Genomic DNA, 22,494 nt, shown 5'->3' with positions numbered 1-22,494 from the left:
CGAGGAGGGCCGGGTCCGTCGGGTGGACCCGGCCCTCCTTCGTTCGCCTGCGTCCCCTCGGCGGGGTCAGATGATCTGACCGGCCCCCGGGTCGTCCGAGCCGGGGGCCGTGCCCGTTCCGGTGCCGGTGCTGCTCTGGGAGGCGGTGGGGGTGCCTACCGGAGAGCTGGCGGCGGTGGGGGTGGCGGTGTCGTCGGCACTGTTGGAGACGGGCGGAGGTGAGGTCGGCGACTCCGGGTCGCTCGGATCGGTACCGGGATCCGTGGGCTCCTCGGTGCCGGGATCGGTTTCCGTTCCGGAGCCGGTCGGCGAAGGCGAGGACGGCGGGTCGGACGGCTCGTCCGAGGTCGACGGCTTGGAGGACGACGACGAGTCGTCCGGCGACCCCGGATCGTCCGGGCCCTCGTCGCCCCCGGGGTCGGCGCTGCCCGAACTGCTCGGCCCGTCCGAAGGCTCCCCCGACTCCGTCGGCGTCGGGTCGTCGGACGTGCCGGGCGTGCCGTCCGGGCCGGAGTCGGTCGGACCGCCGGGTGTCTCCCGGTCCTTGCCGTCGTCGGAGGGCCGGTCCGCGTTGAGGCTGCCGTCGTCGATGCCCTGGCTCGCCGAGGGGGTGCCGCCGACCTCGTTGGAGGGGTCGCCCGCGTCGTTCTCGGAGGTGGCCCCGAGGGTCACCACCGTGCCCAGCACGGCGACGAGCAGCGCGCCCGCTCCGGCGGCCACCAGGTTGCGCCGGGCGAAGCCCTTGATGCCGCCCGCGACCGTGCGGGACGGCTCGTCGTCGGGCTGCCGGCGGGTGACGACCGTCGGGGACTGGGGCGGCGGCTGGAGCGGCGGGAAGGGCGCGGGGACGCCCGCGGACGGCGACACCGACTCCTCGTTGCGGGCGTCGGGCACCTCCTCCCCCACCGTCGGCCCGAGCCCGGCGCCGACGACTCCGAACCCGGCGACGGTCCCGGCGACGCCCGCGCCGCTGCTGCCCAGCCCCGGGGTGTCCCCGGTGCGGTCGGCGACCAGCGCGAGGGCGCGGCGGCCCGCGACGGCGCCGCGCTTGTCGGAGAGCGCGCCGCGCAGCCCGATGGAGGCCTCGAGTTCGGCGCGGGCCCGGTCCAACTGGTCCTCGCACAGCGCGAGGACGCCGAGTTCGTGGTGGAAGTAGGCCTGTTCGGCGACGTCGCCGGCGAGTCGGGAGGCCTCGGTGCCCGAGCGCAGCGCCCGCTGCCAGGCGCTCCAGTGCAGTCCGGCGGCGAACGCGGGCGCCGCGGTGCGGGCCAGCTGGACGGCCGGGCTGTCCTCGTCCTCGGTGGTCGGGGTCGTCGCGGGCACCAGGACGGCGAGGGCGGCCAGTACGGCGTCGGCCTCCGCGCAGACCCGCTCCGGGGTGACCGAGGGGTGCCCGGCCCACCAGGCGTAGTGCTGGGCGGCGGACCGCGCCCGCTCCCGCATGCCGTCGGTGTACCCGGCGCTCTCCAGCTGGGTGAGCACCCCGGCGGCCAGCCGGTAGCGGGAGCCGACCGGGGAGACCAGTCCGCAGTCGGCCAGCTCGCCGAGGGCGGCGTCCGCGTGGGTGTCGCCGACCAGGGCGGGCAGGTGGGCCTGGTGCGGCACCTCGCCGCCGAGCGCGACGGCGAACTCCAGGGTGGCGCGGGCACAGGCGCTGAGCCGGGAGGCGAGCAGCGGCGCGGGCGCGGCGGCCTCGCCGAGGGACGGCAGCGGTACGTCGTCGGCGTCGGTGGCGTCGTAGGGGGTGTCGTCGTCCGGGCGGGCGTCGGCGAAGACACCGAACTCGTCGACGGCGTCGGCGCCGGCCCGCTCCCGGTCCCGGCGGCGCAGCAGGGCGCCGGCCTGGACGAAGCGCAGCGGCAGGCCCTCGGACTCGAACCAGAGGTCGCCGGCCCAGTTGGCCTCCTCCTCGGTGAGGGTCCGGCCGGCGGCGCGCTCAAGGAGCTCCACGCCGTCCGCCCGCTCCAGGCCGGTGAGGAAGACCTCCTCGACGGCGGAGTCGGCGGAGGGCGCGGGCACGTCCGGGGTGGCGCCGAGGAGGAAGGCGCACTCGGGGGTGGCGTCGAGGAGTTCGTCGAGGGCGCTGCCGCCGAACTCGACGTCGTCCAGGACGACGACCGCGCCCACCTCGCGGAGGTGGGCGAGGAGTTCCGGGCGGTCCGGGCGGTGCAGGGGTGCGCGGTGGACGGCGTGGAAGAGGTCGTGGAGCAGGTCGTCGGCGGTGCGGCGGTGGCCGCTCAGGCGGACGACGCCGTCGGGTGCGAGGCCCGCGCAGTCCTCGGCGACGACGTCGAGGAGGCTGGTGCGGCCGGAGCCGGCGGGGCCGGTGAGGCGGACGGAGCGGCCGCGGGCGAGCAGCCGGACCAGGCGTTCGCGTTCGTCCTCGCGGGCCAGCAGGCCCAGGACGGTGCGGACCGGTCCCGGCGGGACGGGCGGCCGTGCGGCGCGCTCCGCCTCGGCGCGCTCGGCCGAGGTGAGCTTCTCGGGCCGGGCGGGCCGCTCCGCGGGCGGGCAGACCTCGATCTCGCTGCCGTCGACGGGGTTGACGGTGAGCAGGAAGTCGCCGGACACCAGTTGCACCGTGCGGGCGAGCGCGGGCGCGTGCTGTCCGAAGTCTGAGGTGATGGGGTCCCTGTGCGGGCGCGGGCGCGGCGCCTGGTGGTCGCCGTCCTGGCCGTACTCCTCAGGGCCCCGGTTGTTCGGGTCCATTGGTTCAAGCCCCCAAAAGCGTCGTGTGCAGGGCCCCGGCAGGGGCCACCCTCCCGGCCTTGCCGCACACCGCGCTGTCGCTTCTGGTCCGGGCCCGCCGGCGGGTTTGCAAAGGCAGCGGGCAGCCAGACCCTAAACCTTCGCTCAGTATCTCCGACAGTCCGGGGTGCCGGACCGTCCGAGAGGTCACGGTCTCGTGAGGATTGCGTGTGTCGGAGGTGTGAACCCTCACTCACACCCGGGGCAGGGTCTCCACACCGATCCCGCCCTCGATGGCCAGGATCCGGTGCAGCCGGGTGGCCACCAGCAGGCGCTGCATCTGCGGCGGCACGCAGCGCAGCACCAGGCGCCGGCCGCAGCGGCCGGCCCGCCGGTGGGCTCCCATGATCACGCCGAGTCCGGTGGCGTCCCAGGAGTCCAGTTCGGACAGGTCGAGCACCAGGTCGCCGACTCCGTCGTCGACGGCCGAGTGCAGGACCGTACGGGCGTCCGCCGCGCTGCGGACGTCGAGGCGGCCCCCGACGACCAGCTCGACGTGGTCGCCCCTGATGTGCATATGCGCTCCCCGGCGTGCGTCTTCTCTTCGTCGTCCGTGCTTGTCGTCCGTGCGTGGTGATCTCTCGGCGATATCAGGTGCTGCACCCTCTGACTGGCCGAAACGACCGGAGGTTGCCGCCTGTAAGCGAACCGATACCGAATTCACCCCGGCGTGTGATGTCTGCCGGGGCTGAGGTGACCTCAGTGCTTGTAGAAGCCCTGCCCGCTCTTGCGGCCGATGTCACCGGCGTCCACCATCCGGCGCATCAGCTCCGGCGGGGCGAACTTCTCGTCCTGGGACTCGGTGTAGATGTTGCCCGTGGCGTGCAGCAGGATGTCGACGCCCGTCAGGTCGGCGGTGGCCAGCGGTCCCATGGCGTGGCCGAAGCCCAGCTTGCAGGCGAGGTCGATGTCCTCGGCGGTGGCGACGCCCGACTCGTACAGCTTCGCGGCCTCGACGACGAGGGCGGAGATGAGACGGGTGGTCACGAACCCCGCGACGTCGCGGTTGACGACGATGCAGGTCTTGCCGGTGGACTCGGCGAACTCGCGTGCGGTGGCGAGCGTTTCGTCACTGGTCTTGTAGCCGCGCACCAGCTCGCACAGCTGCATCATCGGGACCGGCGAGAAGAAGTGGGTGCCCACGACCCGCTCGGGGCGCTCCGTCACGGCCGCGATCTTGGTGATCGGGATCGCGGAGGTGTTGGACGCGAGGATCGCCCCGTCCTTCACCAGCTTGTCCAGGGTACGGAAGATCTCGTGCTTGACTTCCAGCTTCTCGAAGACGGCCTCGACGACGACGTCCGCGTCGGCGGCGGCGTCCAGGTCGGTGGTCGCGGTGATGCGCCCGAGCGCGGCCCCGGCGTCCTCGGCGGTGAGCTTCCCCTTGGCGACGAACTTGTCGTACGACGCCTCGATGCCGTCGGTGCCGCGCCGCAGCGCCTCGTCGGTGACGTCGCGCAGGACGACGTCCCAGCCCGCCTGGGCGGAGACCTGGGCGATGCCCGATCCCATGAGACCGGCTCCGATGACGGCGAGCTTCCGTGCCACTGTGCGACTCCCCTGATACGCGCTGATTCTCGTCTCTCGGCCGGAGATTAGCGGGCGTGAGGCGCTGTGTGACCGGTTAGTAACGCGCGTCACGTCTCAAATGACGGACGTCACACCGAGGTGTGCCATTCGGGTGTCACTCGGCGCCTCGTACGGCGTAGTTGAGCACCTTCTCGCTCAACAGGCCCTCCATCTCGTCCAGCAGCTCGAGGATGTCGCGGGACACTTCGGCGGGTTTCCCGCCGGCCATCAGTCGGCGCCCGATGGCAGCCATCACCGTGCCGTGCAGCCAGCTGATCTGGCCGGCCATCAGCGAGGGGACGGGGTCGTCGTCCGGGGCGCCGGTCTCCTCGCGCAGGGTGTGCTCGAGGTTGTCCTGCACCTCCTGGCCGATCGCCCAGAGCCGGGAACGCAGCGCGGGCGAGGAGTGGATGACCCCCATGAAGCGCGCGTATCCGTCCATGAGGCCGATCCGCGGCGACACCGACTCGACCTCCTCACGCAGCTCCCGCAGCACGGCGTACGCCGCCGACTCCCCGTCGCGCCGTCCGCGCACCCAGCGCGACAGTCGGTCGACGACACCCTTGGAGCGGTCGAGGAAGAGGTCCTCCTTGGCCGGAAAGTAGTTGTACACGGTGTTGACGGAGACGTTCGCGGCGTCCGCGACCTCCGCCACCGTCACGGCCTCGAAGCCGCGCTCCAGGAACAGCCCCGTGGCGACATCCGAGATGTACTGCCGGGTCTGCCGCTTCTTCCGTTCCCTGAGTCCCTCGGCCATGCCCGCATCCTAGCTTTACTGGGGCCGATGAAAACTTGGGGTCGTTGCAAAATTTCAGTGACTCTGTTTTTCTGGGACGCATGGCAATCATCAGTACGGCCGGACTGGCCCGTACCTTCGCGACCAAGCGCGGTCCGGTCGAGGCGGTGCGCGGCATCGACCTCACCGTCCGCGAGGGCGAGATCCTGGGCTTCCTCGGCCCCAACGGCGCCGGCAAGACCACCACCCTGCGGATGCTCACGACCCTGCTCGCCCCCACCGGTGGTGCGGCCACCGTCGCCGGGCACGACCTGGCGACGGACCCGGCCGGGGTGCGCGCGGCGTGCGGGTACGTGGCGCAGTCGGGCGGGGTGGACACGCAGATCACGATCCGGGAGGAGCTGGTCACCCAAGGCCGCCTGTACCGGCTGACCAAGGAGCGGGCGGTGGAACGCGCCGGCGAGCTGGCCCGCGACCTGGACCTGACCGGGCTGCTCGACCGGAAGTGCGGCGCACTCTCCGGCGGGCAGCGGCGCCGGCTGGACATCGCGATGGCGCTCGTCCACCGCCCGAAGGTGCTCTTCCTGGACGAGCCGACGACCGGCCTCGACCCGGGCAGCCGCGCCGACCTGTGGGATCTGGTCCGCCGCCTGCGCGACGAGCACGGCACCACGGTCTTCCTGACCACCCACTACCTGGACGAGGCGGACGCCCTCTCCGACCGCCTGGTCGTCGTGGACGGCGGCGTGGTGGTCGCCGAGGGCACCCCGGCCGCCCTGAAGCTCGAGTACGGCGGCTCGCCCGACGCGTCCCTCCAGGACACCTTCCTGGCCGTCACCGGCCGCAGCGCGGCGCCGGCCGACACCGCCCCCGTCGCCGTCTGACCCTGCGAGGACTCCCGATGCTGCTCCACGACACCGGCCTGATCTACGGCCGCTATCTGCGCCAGTCCCTGCGCTCCCGCTTCGCGCTGCTGTTCGGCGTGCTGATGCCGCTGCTGTACCTGCTCTTCTTCGGCCCGCTGCTGACCGACCTGCCGCTCGGCGGGCGGGGCAGCTCCTGGCAGGTGCTGGTCCCCGGCCTGCTGCTGCAACTGGGCCTCTTCGGCGCGTCCTTCGCCGGGTTCTCGATCATCATCGAGAACGGCCAGGGCGTGGTCGAGCGGATGCGCGTCACGCCCGTCAGCCGCCTGGCGCTGCTGTTGGGCCGGGTCCTGCGGGACGCCACCGTCTTCGCCTTCCAGGCGGTGCTGCTGGTCCTGGCGGCGCTGGTGATGGGCCTGCGCGCACCGCTGCCCGGCGTGCTGATCGGCTTCGCGTTCGTCGCGCTGCTCACCGTCTCGCTGGCCTCGCTGTCGTACGCGCTGGCGATGAAGGTCCGTACCCCGCAGGAGTTCGGGCCCACGATCAACGCCCTGACCATGCCGTCGATGCTGCTGTCCGGCCTGATGCTCCCGATGACGCTGGGCCCGGCGTGGCTGGACGTGCTCTCGCACCTGATGCCGTTCCGCTACCTGGTGGACGCGGTGCGGGACGCCTACGTCGGCTCCTACGCCACGGCGCACATGCTCTACGGCGTCCTCGTCGCCCTGGGTTTCACCGCGCTGGCCGTGACGGTGGGCACACGCGTCTTCCGGACCGCCGGAGCGTAACTACGCTGGCCCCATGGTCAACCTGACGCGCATCTACACCCGCACCGGCGACAAGGGCACCACCGCCCTCGGCGACATGAGCCGGGTGCCCAAGACCGACCTGCGGATCTCCGCGTACGCCGACGCCAACGAGGCGAACGCGGTGATCGGCACCGCGATCGCCCTCGGCGGCCTGTCCGAGGACGTCGTCAAGGTCCTCGTCCGCGTCCAGAACGACCTGTTCGACGTGGGCGCGGACCTGTCCACGCCGGTGGTGGAGAACCCGGAGTACCCGCCGCTGCGGGTCGAGCAGTTCTACGTCGACAAGCTGGAGGCGGACTGCGACCGGTACCTCGCGGAGGTGGAGAAGCTGCGCTCGTTCATCCTCCCCGGCGGCACCCCCGGCGCGGCCCTGCTGCACCAGGCGTGCACGGTGGTCCGCCGGGCCGAGCGCTCGACGTGGGCGGCGCTGGAGGCCCACGGCGAGACCATGAACCCGCTCACCGCCACGTACCTGAACCGGCTGTCCGACCTGCTCTTCATCCTGGCCCGGGTGGCCAACAAGGAGGTCGGCGACGTGCTGTGGGTGCCGGGCGGGGAACGATAGCGCGTCAGCCCGCCACGACGTACAGGCAGCCGACCACGACGAGCGCGCAGAGCACGGCGCCGCCGATCAGGGCGCAGCCGAGTGCTCCGGTGACCCCGGCGATCGCCGCCCACCCGGCACGGGCCGCCCGGTCGGCGCGCCGCACCGCGTCCTGTTCCGCGGTGTCGTCGTCCCAGTCGTGGTCGGCCATGCTCGTTCCCCCGCGCGTGTCTCAGGTCGACCGGCGCGTGAGACCGTACACCCCCCGCACGGTCTGCGCGCCGCCGACGCACATCAGTACGACGCCCACTTTCGTCGGGGTGACGACCGGGACCTCCACGTCACCGGTGAACAGCCACACGGCCAGGCCGGCGAGCAGGGTGACGGCGCCTTCCAGCAGGTTCCTGGAGGCCCGGGTCACCGCTGTGCCTCATGCTTTTGCCGCTCGGCCGCGACCTCGGGCGCGCTCGCCGGGCCCCTCTTCGGCCGGATCAGGTACGTCAGGGCGATCAGGCCGTGGATGCCGACCACGCGCAGGGCCGTCCACTGGAAGGAGCGCAGCGACGAGACGTCGCCGTCGTCGCCCACGTACCAGACCGCGCCCTGGAGCAGCGCGCAGGCCACGGCCGCACCCAGCAGGGTGCGCAGCCACAGCCGGCCCTCGTGCCGGGCCCGGGGCATGCCGTAGCGCGGGGGCTTGACCGGCGGCGGGCCGCCGCCCAGGCGGTGGGCGGCGTGACCGTCGAGCCAGCGGATCGTGTAGTGGCCGTAGGCGACGGTGTAGCCGATGTACAGCGCCGCCAGGCCGTGCTCCCAGCCGGGCTCGGCGCCGTTCCTCAGGTCGTACGCCGTCACGGCGAACAGCACCAGTTCCAGCACGGGCTCGCACAGCAGCAGGACGACACTGGTGCGCCGCCACTTCAGCAGGTAGCGGGCGCCCAGGCCGAGGGCCAGCAGGACCCAGAAGCCGACCTCGCAGGCGATGATCAACGCGACGACCACGACGCACTCCCCTCGTTCACCTTTCCAGGCTCCCGTCGGAATCCGCCGGGTGCGTCGTCGGCGGTGACGAACCTCCGGTACATCGAAAGATGCAGTGCGGGACCCTTCCCCGGGATCAGGCGGGCGGGGCGCGGGCCGTGTTGGATGGTGGCATGGCCGCACGACTCCCCCGCCCGCCCCGCTTCGACGTGTGGGCCGCGCTCGCCGGACTCGTCGGCGGACTGCTGCTGTGGGGATCCGGGCTGGGCCTGCGGGAGTCGGGCGATCCCCAGGTCCTCTTCGACGGCGGCGGACCGCTCCTCGTGCCGCTCGCCCTGATGTCCGGCTGCGAACTGCTGCGCCGCACCGCACCGCGCGCCGCCCTGCTGACCGGCACGCTCGCGCTGGCCGCGGACCTCACGACCCAGGGCAGCATCGCCACGATCGTGATGTACACCGACCTGATGTACGCCGCCGTCCTCTACGGGCCGCCCACCACGGCACGCCGGCTGCCGTGGGTCACCGGGATGCTGTCGATCGCGGCGACACTGGTGCCCTTCGCCGTACTGCGGGTGCCGGAGGCGCTGCTGGTCGGGGTCGTCACGGGCGCCGTGACGTTCACGCCAGCCTCCACCGGCCTCATCGTGCGCAACCACCGCGAGGCCGCCGACGCCGCTCTGCTGCGGGCCGAACAGACCGCGCTGCTCGCGGAGATGGACCGGACGCAGGCGGTGACCGCCGAGCGCGCCCGGATGGCTCGCGAGCTGCACGACATGGTCGCGGGCCACCTGTCCGCGATCGCCATCCACTCCACGGCCGCGCTCTCCCTGGACGATGCGGCGACCACCCGGCAGGCGCTCGACGTGATCCGCGAGAACAGCGTCGAGGGGCTGGCCGAGATGCGACGCCTCATCGGCATCCTGCGGGACGACGGCGGGGACACCGAGCCGGCCGCCGCCCCCACCCTCGACGGGCTCGGCGCACTGGTCGACGGCGCCCGCGCCAACGGGCTGGACGTCACCCTGGACGCGTCCCCCGGCGAGAACCTGCCCGCCCCGGTCGAGCTGGCCGCGTACCGGATCGTGCAGGAGTCGCTCACCAACGCGCTGAAGCACGCCTCGAAGGGCGTCGTCCGGGTCCGCCTCGACCGCGGCGAGGGCGCCCTGCGGGTCGAGGTGACCAGCCCGTACGGCGAGCGGGACACCCCGCGCGCTCCCGGTTCCGGCGCCGGTCTCGTCGGGATGCGGGAGCGGACCGCGCTGCTGCACGGCACGTTCGAGGCGGGGACGGTGGCGGACCCCGCCTCGCCGGGCGACGGGATCTGGGCCGTACGCGCCAGCCTCCCCCTGACCGAAGGAGACCTCGCATGATCCGCGTCCTCGTCGCCGAGGACCAGTCCGCCGTCCGCGCGGGGCTGGTGCTGATCCTGGGCAGCGCACCGGACATCGAGGTGGTCGGGGAGGCCGCGGACGGGGAGCGGGCGGTGGAGCTGGCCCGTCGGCTCCGGCCGGACCTGGTGCTGATGGACGTGCAGATGCCGCGCCTGGACGGGGTGTCGGCGACCCGGATCGTGGTCGGGGAGCAGCTCGCCGACGTGCTGGTACTGACCACCTTCGACCTGGACGAGTACGTCTTCGGGGCGCTGCGGTCGGGGGCCGCCGGGTTCCTGCTGAAGAACACCGAGGCGAACGACCTGATCGCGGCCGTGCGCACGGTGGCGGGCGGCGAGGGCATCGTGGCGCCGGCCGTCACCCGGCGGCTGATCGCCGAGTTCGCCGCGAAGCCGGTGCGGGGGCCGGCCGCCGACCCGGCGGTGCTGCGGGACCTGACCCGGCGTGAGCGCGAGGTGTTGTCCTGCCTCGGCGAGGGCCTGTCCAACGCCGCGATCGCCGAGCGGCTGGAGATGGCCGAGGCGACGGTGAAGACGCACGTCAGCCGACTCTTGGGGAAGCTGGGGCTGCGCAGCCGGGTGCAAGCGGCGGTGCTGGCACAGGAGTTGGGGATCTAGTTTTCCCGGTCCGGCACGGGTTCAACCACTGGCCGCCACATTGGTCCAGACCTATTGACCTGTGGTCCAGACCTTTCTATTCTCGCCGCACTGCGGGCATGAGGCTCAGTCATGCCCTCGACAACATCCCCACCTAAGGAGGCGCACATGCGCTTCAGACACAAAGCCGCGGCACTCGCTGCGACCCTGGCGCTTCCCCTCGCCGGTCTGGTCGGTCTCGCGAGCCCGGCGCAGGCGGCCACCAGCGCGACGGCCACCTTCCAGAAGACCTCGGACTGGGGCACGGGCTTCGGCGGCAAGTGGACGGTGAAGAACACCGGCACCGCCTCCCTCAGCTCCTGGACCGTCGAGTGGGACTTCCCCTCCGGCACCAAGGTCACCTCCGCGTGGGACGCCACCGTCACCAACTCCGGCGACCACTGGACCGCCAAGAACGTCGGCTGGAACGGGACGCTCGCCCCCGGCGCCTCGGTCTCCTTCGGCTTCAACGGCAGCGGCCCCGGCTCCCCGTCCAACTGCAAGCTCAACGGCGGCAGCTGCGACGGCACCTCGGTCCCCGGCGACGAGGCCCCCTCCGCGCCCGGCACGCCCACCGCATCCAACATCACCGACACCTCGGTGAAGCTGTCCTGGTCGGCGGCCACCGACGACAAGGGCGTCAAGAACTACGACGTCCTGCGGGACGGCGCGAAGGTCGCCACCGTCACCGGCACCACCTACACGGACACGGGCCTCACCAAGGGCACCGCGTACTCGTACAGCGTCAAGGCCCGGGACACCGGCGACCAGACCGGTCCGGCCAGCGGCTCCGTGAAGGTCACGACCACCGGCGGTGGCGACGACGGCGGCAACCCCGGTACCGGTGAAGAAGTCAAGATGGGCTACTTCACCAACTGGGGCGTCTACGGCCGCAACTACCACGTGAAGAACCTGGTCACCTCCGGCTCCGCCGACAAGATCACGCACATCAACTACGCCTTCGGCAACGTCCAGGGCGGCAAGTGCACCATCGGCGACGCGTACGCCGACTACGACAAGGCCTACACCGCCGACCAGTCCGTCGACGGCGTCGCCGACACCTGGGACCAGCCGCTGCGGGGCAACTTCAACCAGCTGCGCAAGCTGAAGGCCAAGTACCCGAACATCAAGATCCTCTACTCCTTCGGCGGCTGGACCTGGTCCGGCGGCTTCCCCGACGCCGTGAAGAACCCGGCCGCGTTCGCCAAGTCCTGCCACGACCTGGTCGAGGACCCGCGCTGGGCCGACGTCTTCGACGGCATCGACCTGGACTGGGAGTACCCGAACGCCTGCGGTCTCAGCTGTGACGAGACCAGCGCCCCGAACGCCTTCAGCAGCATGATGAAGGCCATGCGCGCCGAGTTCGGCCAGGACTACCTGATCACCGCGGCCGTCACCGCCGACGGCTCGGACGGCGGCAAGATCGAAGCGGCCGACTACGGCGAGGCCTCGAAGTACATCGACTGGTACAACGTGATGACGTACGACTTCTTCGGCGCCTGGGCGAAGAACGGCCCGACCGCTCCGCACTCGCCGCTGACCGCGTACGACGGCATCCCGCAGCAGGGCTTCAACACCGCCGACGCGATGGCGAAGTTCAAGGCCAAGGGCGTGCCGGCCGACAAGCTCCTGATCGGCATCGGCTTCTACGGCCGCGGCTGGACCGGCGTCACCCAGTCCGCGCCCGGCGGCACCGCCACCGGCCCGGCGGCCGGCACCTACGAGGCGGGCATCGAGGACTACAAGGTCCTCAAGAACAGCTGCCCGGCCACCGGCACCATCGCCGGCACCGCCTACGCCCACTGCGGCACCAACTGGTGGTCCTACGACACCCCGGCCACCATCAAGTCCAAGATGGACTGGGCGGAGCAGCAGGGCCTCGGCGGCGCCTTCTTCTGGGAGTTCAGCGGAGACACCGCGAACGGCGAGCTGGTGAGCGCCATCGACAGCGGCCTGAAGTAGACCGCGTAGAAAAGCTCAACAAGCGACGCTGACGCTCCCCCGGACTTCGTCCGGGGGAGCGTCAACCAGCGAGTGAATGTGGCTACGCCACATTCACTCGCTGTCCGGGCGGGGCTGCTTCCAGCCACGCGAGGAATCCGGTCAGCGCGTCGTCGCTCATCGCCAGTTCGAGCCGTGTGCCCCGGTGCAGACAGGCCAGGACCACGGCGTCGGAGAGCAACGCCAGTTCCTCCTCGCCGTCCGGCAGCCGACGGCCGGCCACCTCGATCGCGGAGCGTTCCAGCACGCGACGCGGGCGCGGGGAGTACGAGAACACCCGGTACCACTCGACCCGGTCGCCGTTGTAGCGGGCCACGCCGTAGGCCCAGCCCTTGCCGCCGGTGTCGTCCTGCTGGGGGGCGTCCCAGCGCAGCGAGCAGTCGAAGGTGCCGCCCGAGCGCTGGATGAGCCGGCGGCGCAGCCCGAAGACGAAGAGCCCGATCACCACCAGGGCCACCACGATTCCGCACACAGTCAGAGCGAGGGCCATCGACACCGACCTCCTCGTCTCCTAGGTAACGGAACGGAAAAAACACCCGGATCTGCCTCAGCCGCGGCCGGGTCCGGATGGCTCCGGTCCCAGCCGCGGCTGAGTGACGTCATGGCACGACGCTATCGCACTGTGCTGTGGATCAGCGTCCCGCCGCAGCGCGCAGTCGGACGTCCGCGCGGCGCTCGGCGTGGGCGTCGCCCTCCGCCTTCGCGCGCTCCAGCTCGCGCTCCACGCGGTGGACGTCGATCTCGTCCGCCAGTTCGGCGGTCTCGGCCAGCAGCGACAGCTTGTTGTCGGCGAACGAGATGAAACCGCCGTGCACCGCGGCGACGACCGTCCCGCCGTCACTCGTACGGATGGTCACCGGGCCCGACTCCAGCACACCGAGCAGCGGCTGGTGACCGGGCATGACGCCGATGTCGCCGGACGTGGTGCGCGCGACGACCAGGGTGGCCTCGCCGGACCAGACCTCTCGGTCGGCCGCGACCAGCGCGACGTGCAGATCAGCAGCCAAGGTGGCTCCTCGGGTCACCACCCGGCCGGTCAGCCGGGTGTTGGTTACAAGTCTAAGGGGCGTGCCGGAGGGGACGGGACGCGCCCGCCCCCTCCGGACGGTGAGCCGTGCGGCTCACCGCGAGCCGAGGCTCAGGAGACGCCCAGCTCCTTGGCGTTGTTCTTCAGGTCCTCGATGCCACCGCACATGAAGAACGCCTGCTCCGGGAAGTGGTCGTACTCGCCGTCGCAGATCGCGTTGAAGGCCGCGATCGACTCGTCCAGCGGGACGTCCGACCCGTCGACGCCGGTGAACTGCTTGGCGACGTGGGTGTTCTGAGACAGGAAGCGCTCCACGCGACGGGCGCGGTGGACGACGAGCTTGTCCTCTTCGCCCAGCTCGTCGATACCGAGGATCGCGATGATGTCCTGCAGGTCCTTGTACTTCTGCAGGATGTTCTTCACGCGCATCGCGGCCTGGTAGTGGTCCGCCGCGATGTACCGCGGGTCGAGGATGCGGGACGTCGAGTCCAGCGGGTCCACGGCCGGGTAGATACCCTTCTCGGAGATCGGACGGGACAGCACCGTCGTCGCGTCGAGGTGGGCGAAGGTGGTGGCCGGGGCCGGGTCGGTCAGGTCGTCCGCGGGGACGTAGATCGCCTGCATCGAGGTGATCGAGTGACCACGGGTCGAGGTGATGCGCTCCTGGAGGAGACCCATCTCGTCGGCCAGGTTCGGCTGGTAGCCCACCGCGGAGGGCATGCGGCCGAGCAGGGTCGACACCTCGGAACCCGCCTGGGTGAAGCGGAAGATGTTGTCGATGAAGAACAGCACGTCCTGCTTCTGGACGTCGCGGAAGTACTCGGCCATGGTCAGGCCGGCCAGCGCGACGCGAAGACGGGTGCCCGGCGGCTCGTCCATCTGACCGAAGACCAGCGCGGTCTTGTCGATGACGCCCGACTCGCTCATCTCGTCGATGAGGTCGTTGCCCTCACGGGTGCGCTCACCGACACCGGCGAACACGGAGACACCGTCGTGGTTGTTGGCGACGCGGTAGATCATCTCCTGGATGAGCACCGTCTTGCCGACGCCGGCGCCGCCGAACAGACCGATCTTGCCGCCCTTGACGTACGGGGTCAGCAGGTCGATGACCTTGACGCCGGTCTCGAACATCTCGGTCTTCGACTCGAGCTCGTCGAAGTTCGGGGCCTTGCGGTGGATCGGCCAGCGCTCACCGTCGTACTGCTCGTCGACGTTCAGCACCTCGCCGAGGGTGTTGAACACCTTGCCCTTGGTGAAGTCGCCGACGGGGACGGAGATGGCCGCGCCCGTGTCGGTCACCGGGGCCTGGCGGACCAGACCGTCGGTGGGCTGCATGGAGATGGTGCGGACCAGGCCGTCACCGAGGTGCTGGGCGACCTCGAGGGTCAGCGTCTTGAGCTCACCCTCCTTGGCCGGGTCGGCCACCTCGACGTGCAGCGCGTTGTAGATGTCCGGCATCGCGTCGACGGGGAACTCCACGTCGACGACCGGGCCGATGACCCGGGCGACGCGGCCCGTGGCCGTCGCGGTCTCAACAGTGGTGGTCATTAGTTGTCACTCCCCGCGGTCGCGTCGGCCAGGGCACTGGCGCCACCGACGATCTCGCTGATTTCCTGGGTGATTTCGGCCTGGCGGGCCGCGTTGGCAAGACGGGAGAGCGTGTTGATCAGCTCGCCCGCGTTGTCGGTGGCCGACTTCATCGCGCGCCGGGTGGCGGCGTGCTTCGAGGCAGCCGACTGCAGCAGCGCGTTGTAGATGCGGCTTTCGACGTAGCGCGGCAGCAGGGCGTCGAGGACGTCCTCCGCCGACGGCTCGAAGTCGTACAGCGGAAGGATCTCGTCCTTCGTGCCCGACTCCTCCGCCACCTCGTCGAGGCTCAGCGGCAGCAGCCGGGAGTCGACCGCCGTCTGCGTCATCATCGAGACGAACTCGGTGTAGACGATGTGGAGCTCGTCCACGCCGCCCTCGGCCGTGTCCTTCTCGATGGCCTCGATCAGCGGCGCCGCGACCTTCTTGGCGTCCGCGTACGAGGGCTCGTCGGTGAAGCCCGCGAACGACTCCGCGACCTTGCGCTCGCGGAAGTTGTAGTGGGCCAGACCGCGCCGGCCGACGATGTACGTGTCGACCTGCCGGCCCTCGCGCTCGAGGCGCTCGGTCAGCTGCTCCGCCGCCTTGATGGCGTTGGAGTTGAAGGCGCCGGCCAGACCGCGGTCGCTCGTGAGGAGCAGGACCGCGGCACGGGTCGGGTTGTCCGCCTCCGTGGTGAGCGGGTGCTTCGTGTTCGACCCGGTACCGACCGCCGTGACCGCGCGGGTGAGTTCCCGCGCGTACGGCGTGGAGGCCGCCACCTTGCGCTGCGCCTTGACGACGCGCGAGGCGGCGATCATCTCCATCGCCTTGGTGATCTTCTTGGTCGCGGTGACGGATCGGATGCGACGCTTGTAGACCCGGAGCTGGGCTCCCATGAGTCAGGTCCCTTCCTTACGTCACTTGGCGGCGGACGGGGCGTCCTCGCCGAGCAGCTTGCCGTCCGAGGTCTCGAACTGCTTCTTGAACGCGGCGATGGCGTCACCGACGGCCTGCAGGGTGTCGTCGGACATCTTGCCGCCCTCGCGGATGGAGGTCATGAGGCCCTGCTCCTGGCGGTGCAGGTACTCGAGCAGCTCCTTCTCGAAGCGGCGGATGTCGGCGACCGGCACCTCGTCCATCTTGCCGGTGGTGCCGGCCCAGACGGAGACGACCTGGTCCTCGGTGGCCATCGGCTGGTACTGGTCCTGCTTCAGCAGCTCGACCATGCGCTGACCGCGCTCCAGCTGCGACTTCGACGCGGCGTCCAGGTCGGAACCGAAGGCGGCGAACGCCTCCAGCTCACGGAACTGGGCGAGGTCCACGCGGAGCCGGCCGGAGACCTGCTTCATGGCCTTGTGCTGGGCGGAGCCACCGACGCGGGAGACCGAGATACCGACGTTCAGGGCCGGACGCTGACCGGCGTTGAACAGGTCGGACTCCAGGAAGCACTGGCCGTCGGTGATGGAGATGACGTTGGTCGGGATGAACGCCGAGACGTCGTTGGCCTTGGTCTCGACGATCGGCAGACCGGTCATCGAGCCGGCACCCATGTCGTCGGAGAGCTTCGCGCAGCGCTCCAGCAGACGGGAGTGCAGGTAGAAGACGTCACCGGGGTAGGCCTCGCGGCCCGGCGGGCGGCGCAGCAGCAGCGACACGGCGCGGTAGGCGTCGGCCTGCTTCGACAGGTCGTCGAAGATGATCAGGACGTGCTTGCCCTCGTACATCCACTGCTGGCCGATGGCCGAGCCGGTGTACGGCGCCAGGTACTTGTAGCCGGCCGGGTCGGACGCCGGGGCGGCGACGATGGTCGTGTACTCCAGCGCGCCGTTCTCCTCCAGCGCGCGGCGGACCGACGCGATGGTGGAGCCCTTCTGACCGATGGCGACGTAGATGCAGCGGACCTGCTTGTTCGGGTCGCCGGTGCGCCAGTTGTCGCGCTGGTTGATGATCGTGTCGACGGCCAGGGCGGTCTTGCCGGTCTGACGGTCGCCGATGATCAGCTGACGCTGACCGCGGCCGATCGGCGTCATGGCGTCGACGGCCTTGTAGCCGGTCTCCATCGGCTCGTGCACCGACTTGCGCTGCATGACCGTGGGGGCCTGCAGCTCGAGGGCGCGGCGGCCCGAGGTCTCAATCTCGCCGAGGCCGTCGATCGCGTTGCCGAGGGGGTCGACGACGCGGCCGAGGTAGCCCTCGCCGACGGCCACGGAGAGGACCTCACCGGTACGCGAGACCGGCTGCCCCTCCTCGATGCCGCTGAACTCACCGAGGACGACGCAACCGATCTCGCGCTCCTCGAGGTTGAGGGCGAGGCCGAGGGTGCCGTCCTCGAACTTCAGCAGTTCGTTGGCCATGGCCGAGGGCAGGCCCTCGACCTTCGCGATGCCGTCGCCGGCAAGGGTGACCGTACCGACCTCCTCGCGCGAGGCCGCGTCCGGCTTGTACGACTGGACGAAGTTCTCCAGTGCGTCCCGGATCTCCTCCGGCCGGATCGTGAGCTCCGCCATCTGAGTTCCCTGCTCTCCTTGTTGGGCCCGAAGTTTCACTTGGGGGGTATTCCACGAGTCGGGACTCCCCCCAATGAGAGGTGAATCCTCTGCACGGCCCAACCAGGGCCGTCGTAAGTACGTACTGCTACTGCTGTTACTTGCTGTGCTGTTGTCGCGACTGCCGTCGCGGGAAGCGTCAGCTCGCCAGACGGCGGCCGGCGTCCTCCAGGCGGTCCGCGATGGAGCCGTTGATGACCTCGTCACCGACCTGCACCCGGATTCCGCCGAGAACCTCGGGGTCCACGTCGAGGTTGAGGTGCATCGGACGGCCGTAGACCTTCGCGAGGGCCGCACCGAGGCGCTGCTTCTGCGTGTCGCTCAGCGGCACCGCCGAGGTGACCACGGCGACCATCCGGTCGCGCCGGTCGGCGGCGAGCTTGGACAGGGACTCGAGTCCCGACTCCAGGCTACGTCCCCGGGGCACGGTGACAAGGCGCGTCACCAGACGCTCGGTGGTCCGCTCCGCCCGGCCGCCGAGCAGGCCGCGCAGCAGCTCGCTCTTGGCCGCGGTGGTGGCCGACCGGTTGGTGAGCGCGGCGCGCAGCTCGGTGTTGGAGGAGACGATCCGGCCGAACCGGAACAGCTCGTCCTCCACGTTGTCGAGCCGGCCCCGCTTCTGGGCGGCGGTGAGGTCGGCGGTGTTCGCCAGCTCCTCCAGCGCGTCCACCAGGTCGCGGGACTGCGACCAGCGGGAGCGCACCATGCCGGCCACCAGGTCGACGGCGGTGCCGCTGACCTGGGTGCCGAGGAGACGCTGGGCGAGTTCCGCCTTGGCCTCGCCCGACTGCGCCGGGTCGGTCAGGACCCGACGCAGCGACACCTCGCGGTGGAGCAGCGCGGTGACGGCGGCCAGCTCGTCGGCGAGCGAGCCGGCGTCCACGGACGTGGAGTCCGTCAGCGCGTCGAGACGCTCACGTGCGGCGGCAAGAGCCTCGCGGCTCGCTCCGTGCATCCCACTCATCGGGCTGCCTCTGCCGTCGTCGCCTTGTCGTCCAGCTCGTCCAGGAAGCGGTCGATCACACGGCTCTGGCGGGCGTGGTCCTCGAGGGACTCGCCGACCAGCTTGCCGGCCAGCTGGGTCGCCAGCTGTCCGACGTCCTGGCGCAGCGCGGACGCGGCGGCCTTGCGGTCGGCCTGGATCTGGGCGTGACCGGCGGCGATGATCTCCTCACGCTGCCGCTGGCCTTCCGCGCGCATCTCCGCGATGAGCGTGGCGCCCTGCTCCTGCGCCTCCTGACGCAGTCGCGCGGCCTCGTGCCGGGCCTCGGCGAGCTGGGCCTTGTACTGCTCGAGGACGCTCTGGGCCTCGGTCTGCGCGGCCTCGGCCTTCTCGATACCGCCCTCGATGGCCTCGCGACGCTCTTCCAGAACCTTGTTGATGTTCGGGAGGAGCTTCCAGGCGAGGAAGCCGAAGACGATGACGAAGGCGATCAGGCCGATGACGAGCTCGGGGATCGGCGGGACGAGGGGATTCTCCATCTCCTCGGCCGCGATCTGGAGCATCGGGCTCATGGGTTTGCCTTTCGTCTAGTCGGCGGGAAGTTGATCCGCGATTACTTGCCGTAGACGAACGGCATGACCAGACCGATCAGGGCGAGCGCCTCACAGAAAGCGAAGCCGAGGATCTGGTTGGCGCGGATCAGGCCGGCCGCCTCGGGCTGACGGGCGAGGGCCTGGGTGCCGTTACCGAAGATGATGCCGACGCCGACGCCGGGGCCGATGGCAGCGAGGCCGTAACCGATGGAGCCGAGCGAGCCGGAAACAGCGGCAAGGGTCTGGGACATGCCAGTTCTTCCTTTTCTTTACGGACCGGTGGGGGTTGGCCACCGGACGATCAGGGGGTGTGGTGCGGGGCGCTCAGTGGTGCTCGGCGAGCGCGCCCTGGATGTACGTGCACGTGAGGAGCACGAAGACGTACGCCTGAAGTGCCTGGATGAAGAGCTCGAAGGCCGTCATCACGATCGTCATGATGAAGCTGACGCCCGCGTAGGCGAAGCCGATGCCGTTCAGCAGGTACCAGCTGGCGATCGTGAAAAGCAGCAGCAGCGTGTGACCGGCGAACATGTTCGCGAAGAGCCGTACGGCGTGCGTGAAGGGCCGCACCAACAGGTTCGAGAAGAACTCGATGAGCATAGCCAGCGGCAGAACGGCGCCCAGGGACTTGTCGTAGCCGGTGACGTTCTTGAAGAACCCGACGAACCCCTGACGCTTGAAGGTCAGCGAGATCCAGGTGATGTAGACGATCGCGGCAAGCACCGCCGGGTAGGCGATGATCGCGGTGACCGGGAACTGGGCGACCGGGATGATCGACCAGAGATTCATCATCCAGACGAAGAAGAAGAGCGAGACGACGAGCGGGACGTACTTCTCGCCTTCCTTCTTGCCGATGGTCTCGTAGACGACGCCGCGTCGGATGAAGTCGTAGCCGGCCTCGGCGACCATCTGCAGCTTGCCGGGGACGACCTTCGGCTTGCGGAAGGCCGCCCAGAAGAACCCGACGATGACGATCGAGCCGAGCAGCGCCAGCAGCATCGGCTTGTTGAAGTACAGGTTGCTGTCCGCATCGCCCCAGAGGGGCTCGAACAGGAACGAGTGCAGGCCGGGAGCCGGGAAGCCACAGCCGTCGAAGATGTGGCAGTCGGTCTCGAAGGCGAGCACCTGCGTCGGGTCAGCACTCACCGCGGGCTCCTTCAGCGTGGCGCATGGATACGGCAACCTCGTTGTGTCGGCGCGGCGCGGGGCCGCTGTTCGGCACGGGACTGGTGTTTCGGGTGTGGGGGCGGCTGTGGGGCATCTCGCCTCGCGATTCAGCAGGCGTCAGCTCGGATGCCCGCGCCCGCGATGCCGCAGTTGGCACCGGACGATAGCAGGACTTCACATGCCTCTTTATCCCGGCCCTACCCCTCACGACGGGTGGCCCGTCTTCTCGGGCTTCTGACTCGACGACTCGGGTTCGACGTAGAGGGTCTTGGCCTTCATATGCGCCCGCGTCTGCGCGGCGATCCACGCGAGCGTGACGGCGACCAACGTGAGGGCGAAGGACCGGGGGTTGAACAGCGTCGTGTTCTTGAACGCGGCGAGGAAGACGAACAGCAGCAGGATCTGTGCCGCATAGAGCATCAGGCCCATCGCCTGGAAGAGGTGCGGAAGCGATTTGGCGGTGCGCTGCAGGACGTAGAGCCCGATCCCCATGAAGAGCATCGCCACCACGGTCGCGACGACGGCTCCGATCGCGCCCTGACCGCCGGCGACCACGCCGCTGACGACGGCGGCTACTGCGCCGACGGCAGCCGTGGGCACGGCAGCCTGAAGCAAGGTCCGGACGTCATTGGACGGCATGGCGGCAACTCCGCTTTCACACACAGGGGGCAGGTGTCGTCATGGACGAGCGTAGCCCCGAGCCGGACGAGGTCCTCACGCACAAGAGACCGTCGCACTACGGTCCTTGGGCTCTACCCGGGGGATACTCGTGAACCGTATCACAAACTATTTGATGAGGTCTTTACCTCTGGGTGTGCTTGCTGTCACACGTGAGAGTGACTGTGCGCGTTTGTGCAATTACTACGCCAACTTGTCTGGTAATGCGGCGTTTTGCCGTTCCTACCTCGTCCGCGAACGGGTTCCGAGGGCGGTCGCTCCGTTGACGCCCGAGGCGCCCGCGGCGACCGGAACGCGCTCCTCGTCCGCGTCCCCGCCCTCGTTCACCGCCACCGCGGCCTCGCTCTCGCTCGCGGTGACGGCGGCCGCCCTGCGGCGCCGGTAGCGCGGCGGCACGAAGCCCTCGGCCCAGCGGGGGGCACGCGGGGTGAACCGCGGCAGCAGGAGCAGGACCAGGCCGATCGCGCTGAGGAAGACGACGCTCAGCACGATCCACATCGACGCGGCGTTCACGGAGTAGGCGAGGGCGCCGAAGGCGATCAGCGCCGAGAAGAAGTACATGATCAGCACCGCGCGGCTGTGCGAGTGGCCGATCTCCAGCAGCCGGTGGTGCAGGTGCCCCCGGTCCGCGGCGAACGGCGACTGGCCCCGCCAGGTGCGGCGCACGATCGCGAGGATCAGGTCGGCGGCCGGGATGGCGATGATGGTCAGCGGCATCAGCAGCGGGATGTACACGGGCACCATCTGGTGCACGGCGTTGCGTTCGGAACCGGAGAACAGCTTCATCACGTCCGGGTCGACCTGCCCGGTGACCGAGATCGCGCCGGCCGCCAGCACCAGCCCGATCAGCATGGAGCCGGAGTCGCCCATGAAGATCCGGGCGGGGTGCATGTTGTGCGGCAGGAATCCGAGGCACATGCCCATGAGGATGGCCGCGAAGAGCGACGCGGGCGCCGCGGCCTCGATGCCGTACGAGTACCAGATCCGGTAGGCGTACATGAAGAACGCCGCCGCCGCGATGCAGACCATGCCCGCCGCGAGACCGTCCAGTCCGTCCACGAAGTTGACGGCGTTGATGGTGATGACGACGAGGGCCACCGTCAGCAGGGTGCCCTGCCACTGGGTGAGCGCGACCGTGCCGACACCCGGCAACGGGATCCACAGGATGGTCAGGCCCTGGACCACCATGACGCCGGCGGCGATCATCTGGCCGCCGAGCTTGATCAGGGCGTCGATCTCGAACTTGTCGTCCAGGACGCCGATCAGCCAGATCAGGGCGGCTCCGGAGAGCAGGGCGCGCGGCTCGTTGGACTTCTCGAAGACCTCGCTGAGGTTGGTGAGGTGGTCGGCGACCAGCAGGCCGGCGCACAGCCCGAAGAACATCGCGATACCGCCGAGCCGCGGAGTGGGTTCCCGGTGCACGTCACGTGCCCGGATCTCCGGCATCGCTCCCGCCACGATCGCGAACTTGCGTACCGGCCCTGTCAGCAGATACGTCACCGCGGCCGTGATGCAGAGCGTCAGCAGGTATTCACGCACGGGCTTCCCCACAGGTCTCGCTGGCCATCCTCAACCTCACACCCTAGCGATGTGCACGGCGATGCAACGCATACGGTTGAGGACTTACGGGTAGCGACGATGGTTGCACGTGTGGCTGTGCGGGGGGCTGTGTACGCCTGTACGTCTACCCTTCC

24 protein-coding genes are annotated in these 22,494 nt (G+C 70.1%); 6 read left to right on the top strand and 18 right to left on the bottom strand.

Annotation, left to right across the window (positions count from 1 at the left end; all coding sequences use genetic code 11):
- Window positions 1-66: 66 nt before the first annotated feature.
- From AB0P07_RS21635 to AB0P07_RS21620, 4 genes are all read right to left on the bottom strand, one after another.
- Window positions 67-2,709, bottom strand: a complete 2,643-nt coding sequence (locus AB0P07_RS21635; protein ID WP_365552833.1) for an ATP-binding protein — start codon at window positions 2,707-2,709, stop codon at window positions 67-69.
- A 232-nt stretch (window positions 2,710-2,941) separates the two neighbouring features.
- A complete protein-coding gene (locus AB0P07_RS21630; RefSeq protein ID WP_365552831.1) occupies window positions 2,942-3,265 on the bottom strand; it encodes an STAS domain-containing protein in 324 nt (107 codons plus the stop codon).
- 182 nt (window positions 3,266-3,447) lie between these two features.
- Window positions 3,448-4,296 (bottom strand): 3-hydroxyacyl-CoA dehydrogenase family protein, encoded by an 849-nt coding sequence (locus AB0P07_RS21625; protein WP_365552829.1) that lies wholly within the window; start codon window positions 4,294-4,296, stop codon window positions 3,448-3,450.
- Window positions 4,297-4,432: 136 nt separating this feature from the next.
- Window positions 4,433-5,074, bottom strand: coding sequence for a TetR/AcrR family transcriptional regulator (locus tag AB0P07_RS21620; RefSeq protein WP_365552827.1), 642 nt, complete (start codon window positions 5,072-5,074; stop codon window positions 4,433-4,435).
- A gap of 80 nt (window positions 5,075-5,154) precedes the next feature.
- On the opposite strand from AB0P07_RS21620, the gene AB0P07_RS21615 reads away from it, so the two are divergent.
- From AB0P07_RS21615 to AB0P07_RS21605, 3 genes are read left to right on the top strand one after another with little or no spacing between them, the layout of a single operon-like run.
- A complete protein-coding gene (locus AB0P07_RS21615; RefSeq protein ID WP_365552825.1) occupies window positions 5,155-5,937 on the top strand; it encodes an ATP-binding cassette domain-containing protein in 783 nt (260 codons plus the stop codon).
- A 17-nt stretch (window positions 5,938-5,954) separates the two neighbouring features.
- On the top strand, window positions 5,955-6,704 hold the full coding sequence (locus AB0P07_RS21610; RefSeq protein ID WP_263547481.1) for an ABC transporter permease: 750 nt from the start codon (window positions 5,955-5,957) through the stop codon (window positions 6,702-6,704).
- Window positions 6,705-6,717: 13 nt separating this feature from the next.
- The gene (locus AB0P07_RS21605) at window positions 6,718-7,290 is read left to right on the top strand and encodes a cob(I)yrinic acid a,c-diamide adenosyltransferase (protein ID WP_102929179.1); all 573 of its coding nucleotides are present in this window, start codon (window positions 6,718-6,720) and stop codon (window positions 7,288-7,290) included.
- A 4-nt stretch (window positions 7,291-7,294) separates the two neighbouring features.
- Here AB0P07_RS21605 and AB0P07_RS21600 read toward each other — a convergent pair whose 3' ends face one another.
- The 3 genes from AB0P07_RS21600 to AB0P07_RS21590 are packed head-to-tail and all read right to left on the bottom strand — an operon-like array spanning window position 7,295 to window position 8,271.
- Window positions 7,295-7,480, bottom strand: a complete 186-nt coding sequence (locus AB0P07_RS21600; RefSeq protein ID WP_365552822.1) for a hypothetical protein — start codon at window positions 7,478-7,480, stop codon at window positions 7,295-7,297.
- 21 nt (window positions 7,481-7,501) lie between these two features.
- Window positions 7,502-7,690 carry a DUF5708 family protein gene (locus AB0P07_RS21595; protein WP_365552820.1) on the bottom strand — a complete coding sequence of 63 codons (189 nt, stop codon included), beginning with the start codon at window positions 7,688-7,690 and terminating at the stop codon, window positions 7,502-7,504.
- Window positions 7,687-8,271, bottom strand: a complete 585-nt coding sequence (locus AB0P07_RS21590; RefSeq protein WP_365552818.1) for a hypothetical protein — start codon at window positions 8,269-8,271, stop codon at window positions 7,687-7,689. Before AB0P07_RS21590 ends, AB0P07_RS21595 begins: the two co-directional genes overlap by 4 nt.
- Before the next feature lie 152 nt (window positions 8,272-8,423).
- Between AB0P07_RS21590 and AB0P07_RS21585 the strand changes: the two genes are divergently transcribed.
- The 3 genes from AB0P07_RS21585 (at window position 8,424) to AB0P07_RS21575 (ending at window position 12,238) form a co-directional block, all read left to right on the top strand.
- A complete protein-coding gene (locus tag AB0P07_RS21585) occupies window positions 8,424-9,620 on the top strand; it encodes a histidine kinase (protein WP_365552815.1) in 1,197 nt (398 codons plus the stop codon).
- Window positions 9,617-10,258 (top strand): response regulator transcription factor, encoded by a 642-nt coding sequence (locus tag AB0P07_RS21580; protein ID WP_365552813.1) that lies wholly within the window; start codon window positions 9,617-9,619, stop codon window positions 10,256-10,258. Before AB0P07_RS21585 ends, AB0P07_RS21580 begins: the two co-directional genes overlap by 4 nt.
- A gap of 147 nt (window positions 10,259-10,405) precedes the next feature.
- Window positions 10,406-12,238, top strand: a complete 1,833-nt coding sequence (locus tag AB0P07_RS21575) for a glycoside hydrolase family 18 chitinase (RefSeq protein WP_365552811.1) — start codon at window positions 10,406-10,408, stop codon at window positions 12,236-12,238.
- An 82-nt stretch (window positions 12,239-12,320) separates the two neighbouring features.
- Here the strand turns inward: AB0P07_RS21575 and AB0P07_RS21570 are convergent, their stop codons facing one another.
- From AB0P07_RS21570 to AB0P07_RS21520, 11 genes are all read right to left on the bottom strand, one after another.
- Window positions 12,321-12,767 carry a DUF2550 domain-containing protein gene (locus AB0P07_RS21570; protein ID WP_365552809.1) on the bottom strand — a complete coding sequence of 149 codons (447 nt, stop codon included), beginning with the start codon at window positions 12,765-12,767 and terminating at the stop codon, window positions 12,321-12,323.
- Between the two features lie 142 nt (window positions 12,768-12,909).
- A complete protein-coding gene (locus AB0P07_RS21565) occupies window positions 12,910-13,284 on the bottom strand; it encodes a F0F1 ATP synthase subunit epsilon (RefSeq protein ID WP_061442519.1) in 375 nt (124 codons plus the stop codon).
- A gap of 131 nt (window positions 13,285-13,415) precedes the next feature.
- A complete protein-coding gene (atpD, locus tag AB0P07_RS21560; RefSeq protein WP_164142602.1) occupies window positions 13,416-14,852 on the bottom strand; it encodes a F0F1 ATP synthase subunit beta in 1,437 nt (478 codons plus the stop codon).
- Entirely contained in the window at window positions 14,852-15,769 is a 918-nt protein-coding gene (locus tag AB0P07_RS21555) for a F0F1 ATP synthase subunit gamma (RefSeq protein WP_365552807.1), read from the bottom strand. The genes atpD and AB0P07_RS21555 overlap by 1 nt, the downstream gene beginning before the upstream one ends.
- Before the next feature lie 21 nt (window positions 15,770-15,790).
- A complete protein-coding gene (gene atpA / locus AB0P07_RS21550) occupies window positions 15,791-17,380 on the bottom strand; it encodes a F0F1 ATP synthase subunit alpha (RefSeq protein WP_365552805.1) in 1,590 nt (529 codons plus the stop codon).
- A 178-nt stretch (window positions 17,381-17,558) separates the two neighbouring features.
- Complete coding sequence (locus AB0P07_RS21545) at window positions 17,559-18,374, bottom strand: F0F1 ATP synthase subunit delta (protein WP_365552803.1); 816 nt, start codon at window positions 18,372-18,374, stop codon at window positions 17,559-17,561.
- A 5-nt stretch (window positions 18,375-18,379) separates the two neighbouring features.
- On the bottom strand, window positions 18,380-18,934 hold the full coding sequence (locus tag AB0P07_RS21540; protein WP_365552802.1) for a F0F1 ATP synthase subunit B: 555 nt from the start codon (window positions 18,932-18,934) through the stop codon (window positions 18,380-18,382).
- 41 nt (window positions 18,935-18,975) lie between these two features.
- The gene (gene atpE / locus AB0P07_RS21535; RefSeq protein ID WP_024884520.1) at window positions 18,976-19,206 is read right to left on the bottom strand and encodes an ATP synthase F0 subunit C; all 231 of its coding nucleotides are present in this window, start codon (window positions 19,204-19,206) and stop codon (window positions 18,976-18,978) included.
- 73 nt (window positions 19,207-19,279) lie between these two features.
- Window positions 19,280-20,101, bottom strand: coding sequence for a F0F1 ATP synthase subunit A (gene atpB, locus AB0P07_RS21530; protein WP_365552799.1), 822 nt, complete (start codon window positions 20,099-20,101; stop codon window positions 19,280-19,282).
- A 225-nt stretch (window positions 20,102-20,326) separates the two neighbouring features.
- Entirely contained in the window at window positions 20,327-20,761 is a 435-nt protein-coding gene (locus AB0P07_RS21525) for a hypothetical protein (protein ID WP_365552797.1), read from the bottom strand.
- Window positions 20,762-21,022: 261 nt separating this feature from the next.
- Complete coding sequence (locus AB0P07_RS21520; RefSeq protein WP_365552795.1) at window positions 21,023-22,339, bottom strand: MraY family glycosyltransferase; 1,317 nt, start codon at window positions 22,337-22,339, stop codon at window positions 21,023-21,025.
- Window positions 22,340-22,494 lie beyond the last annotated feature (155 nt).

Source organism: Streptomyces sp. NPDC085944 (genome assembly GCF_040686295.1).
GTDB classification, from domain to species: domain Bacteria; phylum Actinomycetota; class Actinomycetes; order Streptomycetales; family Streptomycetaceae; genus Streptomyces; species Streptomyces salinarius.
This window is presented reverse-complemented; position numbering and strand designations above follow the sequence as displayed.